The following is a 9140-nucleotide window of genomic DNA, read 5'->3' as shown; positions in this document are numbered from 1 at the left end:
GCCTCCGGCGGGCGCCGCCGGCGCGTCTCCGCGGGCGCGGTCCGGCGGGCGGCGGCCGCGCGCCGCGCGGCGGCGGGACCGAACTCGACGACGGTGCTCACGCGGCGTCCTTTCGCAGGTGACGCCGGGCGATCTCGGCGACGAGGGCGGCGATCTCGCGGGCGGCCTCGCTCGACGGCGCGGCCTCGGCGACGGAGAGGCCCTGCGCCGCGCTCTCGGCGTAGACCACGCGCTGGCACAGCGCCGGCTCGAGCACCGGCATCTCGAAGGGCTCGAGGGCTCCCGTCACGTCGCGCCCGATCGCGGTGTTGGCGATCTTGCGGTTGATGACGAAGGCGCCCGCGAGCGTCTCCTTGTAGATCTGCGCCTCGCGGATCAGCTCCACCGTCTCGCGCGCGGCCCATATGTCGTAGGGCGAGGGCTGGACGGGGATGAGCACCGTGTCGCTGGCGAGGATCGCGGCCCGGGCGAGGTCGTTGGCGCGCGGGGCCCCATCGATGACCACGGCGTCGTAGCCGGCGGCGAGGCTCGGCAGGTCGCGGTGGAGCGTGGGCTTGGCCATGCCGACCACGGGAAACAGCGGCTCGCGCTCGCGGGCGCTCGACCAGGCGAGCGCGGAGCCCTGCGGATCGGCGTCGACGAGCAGCACGCGCCGCCCCAGCGCCGCGAGGCCCGCGGCGAGGTTCACGGCGATCGTGGTCTTGCCCACGCCACCCTTCTGGTTGAGCACGCCGACGATCACGGGATCGCGCATCCTTGTCAGAGCCGTACGAGCGACGATACCAGACCCGCGCCGCCCCGTCAGGGTAAAAGCCGCCGCACACGCGGGCAGGGCGGGTGAACTTTCGGTCGGCGCGCCTCTATGCTGGGCAGGCGGACGCGTGAGGAACGAGGGTGAGATGGCACGGGACATGGACGGGATCGGCGAGGGCGGGCGCCCGGGCGCGTTCCTGCGCATCCGGCTCGACCCGGACATCGCGGTCGGCCCCGGCAAGGCGGACCTGCTCGAGGGCATTCGCGAGACCGGCTCCATCGCCGCCGCCGGGCGGCGCATGGGCATGAGCTACAAGCGCGCCTGGATGCTCGTCGAGACGATGAACCGCTGCTTCGAGGCCCCGCTCGTCGAGACGAGCCGCGGCGGGCGCGAGCAGGGCGGCGCGCGGCTGACCGAGAACGGCGCGCGAGTCCTCGCACTCTATCGCACCATGCAGGAGAAGACCGAACGGGCCGTCGCCGCCGACATGGAGGCGATGCGCGCGATGCTCCGCGATCCCGCCGCGCGAGGCGATATGTCCGGACGAAAATAACGCTGGACGCGACCCCCCAGGTCGATATGTTTCTGCGAACCGATCGAGGAGGTCACCATGACGAGGCACGCCCCGAGGCTCGCGCTGCTGACGACGCTCGTCGCCGCCGCGCTCACCTTCTCCGCCCCCGCCGCCCGCGCCCAGGACGCGGTCGTCTTCGCCGCCGCGAGCCTGAGGAACGCGCTCGACGACGCCGCCGCCGCCTTCCAGGAGCGGACGGGGAGCCGGATCGCGCTCTCCTACGCCGGCTCCTCGGCCCTCGCCCGCCAGATCGAGGAAGGCGCGCCGGCCGATCTCTTCGTCTCCGCCAGCGTTGAGTGGATGGATCACCTCGCCGCCGCGGGGCTGATCCGCGAGGAGAGCCGCGTCGACCTCCTGGGCAACCGCATCGCGCTCGTGGCGCCCGCGACCTCCGACGTCGAGGTCACGATCGCGCCCGGCTTCGACCTCGCCGGCGCGCTCGGCCCCGACGGGCGGCTCGCCATGGCGGAGACGACGGCGGTGCCCGCCGGCGTCTACGGCCGCGCGGCGCTGGAGCACCTCGGCGTGTGGGAGAGCGTCGCCGAGCGTCTCGCCCAGTCGGAGAACGTGCGCGCCGCCCTCGCCCTCGTCTCCCGCGGCGAGGTCCCGCTCGGGATCGTCTACACGACGGACGCCACCGCGGACGAGAACGTGCGCGTGGTCGCGCTCTTCCCGGAGGAAACGCATCCGCCGATCGTCTACCCTGCGGCGCTGACACGCGAGAGCGAGAGCGCCGTCGCCGCCGAGTTCCTCGCCTTCCTGCGCACGCCCGAGGCCCGGCCGCTGCTCGAGCGCCAGGGCTTCGCCGTGCTCGTCGAGTAGGTCGCGCATGAGCTGGCTCGCGCTCTCGCCGCAGGAATGGGACGCGGTGCGGCTGTCGCTCCTCGTCTCCTTCTGGGCGACGGTGGCGAGCCTGCCCTTCGGCATCGCGGTCGCGTGGCTGCTCGCGCGCGTGTCCTTCCCGGGCAAGGCTCTCTTGAACGGCCTCGTGCACCTGCCCCTCGTCCTGCCGCCGGTCGTCACCGGCTACGTGCTGCTGCTGCTCTTCGGCCGACGCGGGCCGATCGGCGGCTTTCTCGAGGAGACGTTCGGCGTCGTGCTCGCCTTCCGCTGGACCGGCGCGGCGCTCGCCTGCGCGGTGATGGGCTTCCCGCTGATGGTGCGCGCCATCCGCCTCGCCATCGAAGCCGTCGACCCGAGGCTCGAGGCGGCGGCGGGGACGCTGGGCGCAGGGCGGATCGCGACCTTCCTCGTGGTGACGCTGCCGCTGATCGCGCCCGGGATCATCGCCGGGATGATCCTGTGCTTCGCCAAGGCGATGGGCGAGTTCGGCGCGACGATCACCTTCGTCTCCAACATCCCTGGCCAGACGCAGACGCTGCCATCCGCGATCTACACCTTCACGCAGGTCCCCGGCGGCGAGGCGGGCGCGCTCCGGCTCACGCTCGTCTCGGTCGCGATCGCCTTCGGCGCGCTGCTGGTCTCGGAACTGCTGGCGCGGCGGGCGCAGGCGCGGGTGGGGATCGCATGAGGGAGGACGTCGCGCCGACGCTCGAGATCGCGCTGCACCACCGGCTCGGCGCCTTCGATCTCGACATCGCGTTCCGGAGCGACGCCGGCGTCACTGCGCTGTTCGGCCCGTCGGGCTCCGGCAAGACGACCGTGGTGAACGCAGTCGCCGGGCTCGTGCGGCCGCAGGCGGGGCTCGTGCGCATCGGCGGCGAGACCCTCACCGACACGAAGGCGGGGGTGGTCGTGCCGCCGCACCGCCGGCGCATCGGCGTCGTCTTCCAGGACGCGCGGCTGTTCCCCCACCTGTCGGTGCGCGCGAACCTGCTGTTCGGGCGCTGGTTCGCGCCGAGATCCGCGCCGCGTGTCGCGCTGGAGCCGGTCGTCGAGCTCCTCGGCATCGGGCATCTCCTGAAGCGGCGGCCCGGCGGGCTCTCCGGGGGCGAGCGCCAGCGGGTCGCCATCGGCCGCGCGCTCCTGTCCGCGCCGCGCCTCCTCGTGATGGACGAGCCGCTGGCCTCCCTCGACGACGCCCGCAAGGCCGAGATCCTGCCCTACCTCGAGCGCCTGCGCGACGAGGCGCGGGTGCCGATCGTCTACGTCAGCCATTCCCGCGCGGAGGTGACGCGGCTCGCGGGGACGGTCGTGCTCCTGCGAGAGGGGCGGATCGTCGGGCGCGGGACGCCGGCGGATGTGCTGAGCGAGGACGGCGCCCGCGCGACCGCGCTCCGCGGCGCGGCGCGGGTCCGCCGGCTCGGCCGCTGGGACGCGCCGGATCACGCGTTGAAGACCACCCGCCCCACTTCCGAAAGATCGTAGCCGCCCTGCCGCTCGGCCGCCGCCGCGAGCGCCGGGTCGCGCAGGAACCGGATCAGCGCTTGGACCGGCGGCTCGAAATAGTCCCGCCGGCGCATCACGAGGTCGAACGGCTCGACGACGCCGATCGGCACGAAGCCGAGCCCCGCGGCCATCGCCGCCGCGCGCACGCCGAAGCCGGCGTCGGCCTCGCCGGCGGCGATCAGGCCCGCGAGATCTCCTTGAGTCTGCGCCGGCCGCGCCGCGCGCGGCAGCGCGTCCGCCGCGATGCCGGCGCGGGCGAGCAGCGTGTCGGTGAGGAGCCGCGTGCCCGCGCCGTCCGGGCGCTGGGCGAGGCGGGCGCCGGAACTCGCGAGGTCGGCCACCTCCCGGATGCCGAGCGGGTTGCCCGCGGCGACGACGAGCCCCTGCTCGCGGGTGCAGAAGCGGATCATCACGATGTCCGGGAACGGCAGCGCCCGGCGCACCGCATCGACGTTGTAGGCCCCCGTGTCCGGCTCCATCAGATGGATGCCGGCGAGCGCGGCTTCTCCGCGCGCCAGCCGGTCGAGCCCGTCGTGCGAGCCGCGCGCGAGCAGAGCCAGCCCGCTGTCGGAGGCCCGCAGCGCCCATTCGAGCAGCGGATCGGACGAGCCCGCGTAGATCGCGGGCGGCGGGGCGGCGAATCGGCTCGGCGCCTCGGTGTGCGCCTCGAGCCAGCGGTCGACGAGCCGGCGCGAGAACAGGAGCTTGCCCGTCGCGCGGGTGCAGGGGATCTGCCCGCGCGCGGCCATGTCGTAGACCGTGCGCTCCTTGAGCCTCAGGTAGGCGGCGACCTCGGCCGTCGTCATCAGATCCACTGCATCCATCTCCGTTTGGCTGCGAGAATTCCGTTCTTGCTCGTTATCGCGGCGGAATCCAGAATGGGGCACACCGTACGCAGATTTCCCGATGTCCGAGTCCCCCTTCGCCGCCGCCTTCGGCCTCGTTCTCGCGCGCGATCCCGCGCTCGTCGAGATCGTGGCGCTGTCGCTGCGCGTCACGCTGACCGCCGTGGCGATCGCCTGCGTGATCGGCCTGCCGCTCGGCGCCGGGCTCGCACTCGCGCGCTTCCCCGGGCGCGGCGCGGTGATCGTTCTCGTCAACGCGCTCATGGGCCTGCCGCCGGTCGTGGCGGGGCTCGTGCTCTACCTCCTCCTCTCGCGCTCCGGGCCGCTGGGCGATCTCGGGCTCCTGTTCACGCCCACCGCCATGATCCTCGCCCAGGCGGTGCTGATCCTGCCGATCGTCACCGCGCTCACGCGCCAGACGGTGGAGGACCTCTGGGCGGAGTATCGCGAGCAGCTCACCTCGCTCGGCTCGTCGCGCCTGCGCGCCATCCCGACGCTGCTCTGGGACGCGCGCTTCTCGCTCACGACCGCGGTCCTCGCCGGCTTCGGGCGGGCGAGCGCCGAGGTCGGCGCGGTGCTCATCGTCGGCGGCAACATCGCCGGCTACACGCGCACGATGACGACGGCGATCGCGCTGGAGACGAGCCGCGGCGACCTCGCGCTGGCGCTGGGGCTCGGGATCATCCTGCTCGCGATCACGCTCGCGCTCAATGCGGGCGCGTACGGAAGCGCCCGTCTCGGCGCCCGGCTGGCGGGCGGCGGCGCCCATGCGTGAGACGCCCTCGATCCTGCCGCTGGGCCTGGAGGGCATCGGCTTCGAGGCCGGCGGGCGCCGCCTCCTCGACGGCGTCCATCTCGCCGTTCCGCGCGGCGCGCGCATCGCGATCGTCGGACCCAACGGCGCCGGCAAGAGCCTGACCCTGCGCATCGCCCACGGCCTCCTCGCGCCGACGAGCGGGCGGGTCGCCTGGTCCGGGCCCGCGGCGGGCGCGGCACGGGCGGGGCGCGGGCACGCGATGGTGTTCCAGCGGCCGGTGCTTCTGCGTCGATCGGCGCGCGGCAACCTCACCCACGCGCTGGCGCTCCACGGCGTCGCGCGCGGCGAGCGTCGGCGACGCGCCGACGACGCGCTCGCCCGCTTCGGCCTCGCCCCGCTGGCGGACGCGCCCGCGCGGGTGCTGTCGGGCGGCGAGCAGCAGCGCCTCGCGATGGCGCGCGCCTGGGCGCTCGGCCCCGAGCTGATCTTCCTCGACGAGCCGACGGCCGCCCTCGACCCGGCCGCGACCCGCGGCGTCGAGGACGTGATCCGCGCCTTCCAGGCGGAAGGCGTCGCCATCGTCATGACCACCCACGACCTCGCCCAGGCGAAGCGCCTCATGGACGAGGTCGTGCTGATGCACCGCGGGCGGATCGTCGAGCACGCCCCCGCGGACGGCTTCTACACCCGGCCGCAGACCCCCGAGGGCCGCGCCTTCGTCGCGGGCGAGCTGCTGTGGTGAAGCGAGATCCCAACGAGCGGACGATGCGTCCGCCGCAGGAGAGGAGACACCCGTGAACACGTCCATGCTTCGTCGCACCCTGCTCGGCGCCGCCGTCGCGGCCGCCGCCCTTCTGCCGCTCGCCGGCGCGAGCATCGCGCAGGAGCGCTTCATCACCGTGGCCTCGACGACGTCGACGGTGAATTCCGGCCTGTTCGAGGCCATCCTGCCCGCCTTCACCGAGGAGACCGGCATCGAGGTCCGCGTGCTCTCGCAGGGCACCGGCCAGGCGCTGGAGACCGGCCGGCGCGGCGACGCCGACGTGGTCTTCGTCCACTCCCGCCCCGCCGAGGAGCAGTTCGTGGCGGACGGGTACGGTGTCGCGCGCATCCCCGTGATGTACAACGACTTCGTCGTCGTCGGCCCGCAGGCGGACCCGGCGGGCGTCGCCGGCGGGAGCGACGTCGTCGCGGCCTTCGCGGCGATCGCGGGAGCCGAGTCCGCCTTCGCCTCGCGCGGCGACGATTCGGGCACGCATCAGGCCGAGAAGCGCCTGTGGGAGGCCGCCGGCGTCGCCCCGGAGGGCTCCTGGTACCGCGAGACCGGCTCGGGCATGGGCGCGACGCTCAACATCGCCGCGCAGATGCCGGCCTACGCGCTCACCGATCGCGGCACCTGGCTCGCCTTCGAGAACAAGGCGGATCTCGGCATCGTGGTCGAGGGCGACCGGCGGCTGTTCAACCAGTACGGCGTGATCCTGGTCTCGCCGGAGCGTCATGCGCACGTGAAGACGGACGACGCGCAGGCCTTCGTCGACTGGCTCGTCTCCCCCGACGGCCAGGGCGCCATCGCCGGCTACACGATCGGCGGCGAGCAGCTGTTCTTCCCCAACGCCGACGAGCCGGGCGCCTGATCGTCAGCTGAGCGAGACAGGTATCGGTGTAAGCGCGAATGGCGCGCCCGCGCGCGCGCCGCTAGCCTCGACGCGAACGGGCCACCGAAGGTCCGGATCGAGGAGAGGACATGCGTCAGGTCTACCCGTTCTCGGCGATCGTCGGCCAGGACGAGATGAAGCTCGCGCTGGAGATCGCCGCCGTCGACCAGTCGGTCGGCGGCGTGCTCGTCTTCGGCGACCGCGGCACCGGCAAGTCCACCGCCGTTCGTGCGCTCGCGGGCCTGCTCCCGCCGATGAAGGTCGTGGAGCACTGCCCCTACAATTGCGATCCGGCAAAGCCGCGGGGCGAATGCCCCTCCTGCGCGGCGCGGCAGGCGGCCGGCGCCTCCTTCACCGCCGTCGAGGTGCCGGTCCCCGTCGTCGACCTGCCGCTCGGGGCGACCGAGGACCGCGTCGTCGGCGCGCTCGACCTCGAGCGGGCGATCACCAAGGGCGAGAAGGCCTTCGAGGCGGGGCTGCTCGCCCGCGCGCATCGCGGCTTCCTCTACATCGACGAGGTGAACCTCCTCGAGGACCACCTGGTCGACCTCCTCCTCGACGTGGCCGCCTCGGGAGAGAACGTGGTCGAGCGCGAGGGGCTCTCCGTGCGCCATCCGGCGCGCTTCGTGCTCGTCGGCTCGGGCAACCCCGAGGAGGGGGAGCTGCGCCCGCAGCTGCTCGACCGGTTCGGGCTCTCCGTCGACGTGAAGACGCCGACCGACATCCCGATTCGCGTCGCCATCGTGCGCCGCCGGGACGCCTTCGAGCGCGATCCGGCGGCCTTCATCGCGGACTACGCTGAGGCGGACGCGCGGCTGCGCAAGCGCATCGCCACAGCGCGCGGCCGCCTGCCGGAGACGCTCGTCTCCGACGCCGCACTGGAGGCCGCCGCACGGCTGTGCGTCGCGCTCGGCACGGACGGACTGCGCGGCGAGATCACGCTGCTCCGCGCCGCCCGCGCGCTCGCGGCGCTGGAGGGCGTCGAGGAGGTCGGCCTCGCCACGCTGCGCGCCGTCGCGCCGCTGGCGCTGCGCCACCGCCTGCGGCGCAACCCGCTCGACGACGCGGGGTCGGGAGTGCGGGTCGAGCGGGCGCTCGCCGAGGTGATCCCCGCGGAGGTTCTCGCGTCGTGAACGCGGAAGCGCCGCGGACGCTATCGGAGACCTGGCGCGCCGCCGCCCGGGCCGCGGCGCTCGTGGCGATCGATCCGGTCGGCCTCGGCGGAGCGTCGCTGCGCGCGGCCGCCGGGCCCGTGCGCGACCGCTGGCTCGCCTTCCTGCGCCACCTCCTTCCCGACGGCGCACCGTTTCGGCGCACGCCGGCGGGCATCGACGACGACCGGCTGCTCGGCGGGCTCGACCTCGTCGCCACCCTGAAGTCCGGGCGGCCGGTGATCGGGCGCGGCATCCTCGCCGAGGCGGACGGCGGCATCGTCGTCATCGCCATGGCCGAGCGCCTGCCCGACGCCGTCGCCGGCCGGCTCGCCGGGGTGCTCGACGGGCGCGCCGTGCGCCTCGAGCGCGAGGGGCTCGCCGCCACGCTGGAGACGCATCTGGGCGTCGTCGCCCTCGACGAGGGCCGCGAGGAGGACGAGCACCCGCCCGACGCCCTGCTCGACCGCCTCGCCTTCCTGATCGACCTCACCGCGGTCTCCCACCGCGAGACCGCCGACCCGGGCATCGACCCGGCCGCCGTCGCGGCGGCGCGGGCGCGGCTGTCGTCGGTCGCTATCTCGGACGCCCGGCTCGAGGCCCTGTGCGGCTCCGCGGCCGCCGTCGCCATTCCCTCCCTGCGCGCGCCGCTCCTCGCGCTGAGCGCCGCGCGCGCGCTCGCGGCGCTCGACGGGCGCAGCGAGGTTTCGGACGAGGACGTCTCGGAGGCCTTCCGCCTCGTCCTCGCGCCCCGCGCCCGCGCCGCCCCGCCGGCCCCGAGCGAGGCGGACGATCCCGAGACGGCGGACGATCCGCCGCCGCCGGACGACCCGCAGGACCCGGACGAGACGCCGGACGACCCCGAGGGCGAGGTGACGGAGGAGACCGAGGAGCGTCCCCTCACGGCGGAGGAGCTGCAGAACCTCGTGCTCGAGGCCGCCAAGGCGATCCTGCCGGAGGACCTGCTCGCGCAGCTGCGCGCGGGCGTCGCCGGCCTGAAGACCGCGCGCACGCGCGGCGAGACGGGCGCACGCGCCCGGCCCGGCGTCACCGGC

The 9140-nt window shown here is 74.4% G+C and carries 9 protein-coding genes and 2 pseudogenes; 9 read left to right on the top strand and 2 right to left on the bottom strand.

Annotated features, from left to right (window positions below; all coding sequences use genetic code 11):
- Positions 1 to 97: 97 nt before the first annotated feature.
- A complete protein-coding gene (parA, locus tag ACTZWW_RS22085; RefSeq protein ID WP_444783123.1) occupies positions 98 to 742 on the bottom strand; it encodes a ParA family partition ATPase in 645 nt (214 codons plus the stop codon).
- A gap of 157 nt (positions 743 to 899) precedes the next feature.
- Here parA and ACTZWW_RS22080 point away from each other — a divergent pair, with 157 nt between their 5' ends.
- The 4 genes and pseudogenes from ACTZWW_RS22080 to modC all read left to right on the top strand — a co-directional run.
- Complete coding sequence (locus ACTZWW_RS22080; protein ID WP_444783120.1) at positions 900 to 1307, top strand: winged helix-turn-helix domain-containing protein; 408 nt, start codon at positions 900 to 902, stop codon at positions 1305 to 1307.
- Positions 1308 to 1364: 57 nt separating this feature from the next.
- Entirely contained in the window at positions 1365 to 2150 is a 786-nt protein-coding gene (gene modA / locus ACTZWW_RS22075; RefSeq protein ID WP_444783119.1) for a molybdate ABC transporter substrate-binding protein, read from the top strand.
- A 7-nt stretch (positions 2151 to 2157) separates the two neighbouring features.
- Positions 2158 to 2859 (top strand): molybdate ABC transporter permease subunit, encoded by a 702-nt coding sequence (gene modB / locus ACTZWW_RS22070; RefSeq protein WP_444783118.1) that lies wholly within the window; start codon positions 2158 to 2160, stop codon positions 2857 to 2859.
- Positions 2856 to 3551, top strand: a pseudogene (gene modC, locus ACTZWW_RS22065) (molybdenum ABC transporter ATP-binding protein); the annotation flags it as partial. The gene modB and the pseudogene modC, both read left to right, overlap by 4 nt.
- A 62-nt stretch (positions 3552 to 3613) precedes the next feature.
- On the opposite strand, the gene ACTZWW_RS22060 reads toward modC, so the two are convergent.
- Positions 3614 to 4483, bottom strand: a complete 870-nt coding sequence (locus ACTZWW_RS22060; protein WP_444783122.1) for a substrate-binding domain-containing protein — start codon at positions 4481 to 4483, stop codon at positions 3614 to 3616.
- Positions 4484 to 4583: 100 nt separating this feature from the next.
- Here ACTZWW_RS22060 and ACTZWW_RS22055 point away from each other — a divergent pair, with 100 nt between their 5' ends.
- The 5 genes and pseudogenes from ACTZWW_RS22055 to bchD all read left to right on the top strand — a co-directional run.
- Positions 4584 to 5297 carry an ABC transporter permease gene (locus ACTZWW_RS22055; RefSeq protein WP_444783117.1) on the top strand — a complete coding sequence of 238 codons (714 nt, stop codon included), beginning with the start codon at positions 4584 to 4586 and terminating at the stop codon, positions 5295 to 5297.
- Positions 5290 to 6021 carry an ATP-binding cassette domain-containing protein gene (locus ACTZWW_RS22050; RefSeq protein WP_444783116.1) on the top strand — a complete coding sequence of 244 codons (732 nt, stop codon included), beginning with the start codon at positions 5290 to 5292 and terminating at the stop codon, positions 6019 to 6021. Before ACTZWW_RS22055 ends, ACTZWW_RS22050 begins: the two co-directional genes overlap by 8 nt.
- A 64-nt stretch (positions 6022 to 6085) precedes the next feature.
- Positions 6086 to 6913 carry a substrate-binding domain-containing protein gene (locus ACTZWW_RS22045; RefSeq protein ID WP_444783121.1) on the top strand — a complete coding sequence of 276 codons (828 nt, stop codon included), beginning with the start codon at positions 6086 to 6088 and terminating at the stop codon, positions 6911 to 6913.
- A 110-nt stretch (positions 6914 to 7023) separates the two neighbouring features.
- Positions 7024 to 8067, top strand: a complete 1044-nt coding sequence (bchI, locus tag ACTZWW_RS22040; RefSeq protein ID WP_444783115.1) for a magnesium chelatase ATPase subunit I — start codon at positions 7024 to 7026, stop codon at positions 8065 to 8067.
- Positions 8064 to 9140 (top strand): annotated as a pseudogene (gene bchD / locus ACTZWW_RS22035) (magnesium chelatase subunit D); the annotation flags it as partial. The gene bchI and the pseudogene bchD, both read left to right, overlap by 4 nt.

The sequence above is a fragment of the Salinarimonas sp. NSM genome, from assembly GCF_052380005.1.
In the GTDB taxonomy this organism is placed as follows: domain Bacteria; phylum Pseudomonadota; class Alphaproteobacteria; order Rhizobiales; family Beijerinckiaceae; genus Salinarimonas.
The sequence above is the reverse complement of the archived record's forward strand: the minus strand, read 5'-3'. Positions and strand labels throughout refer to the sequence as shown.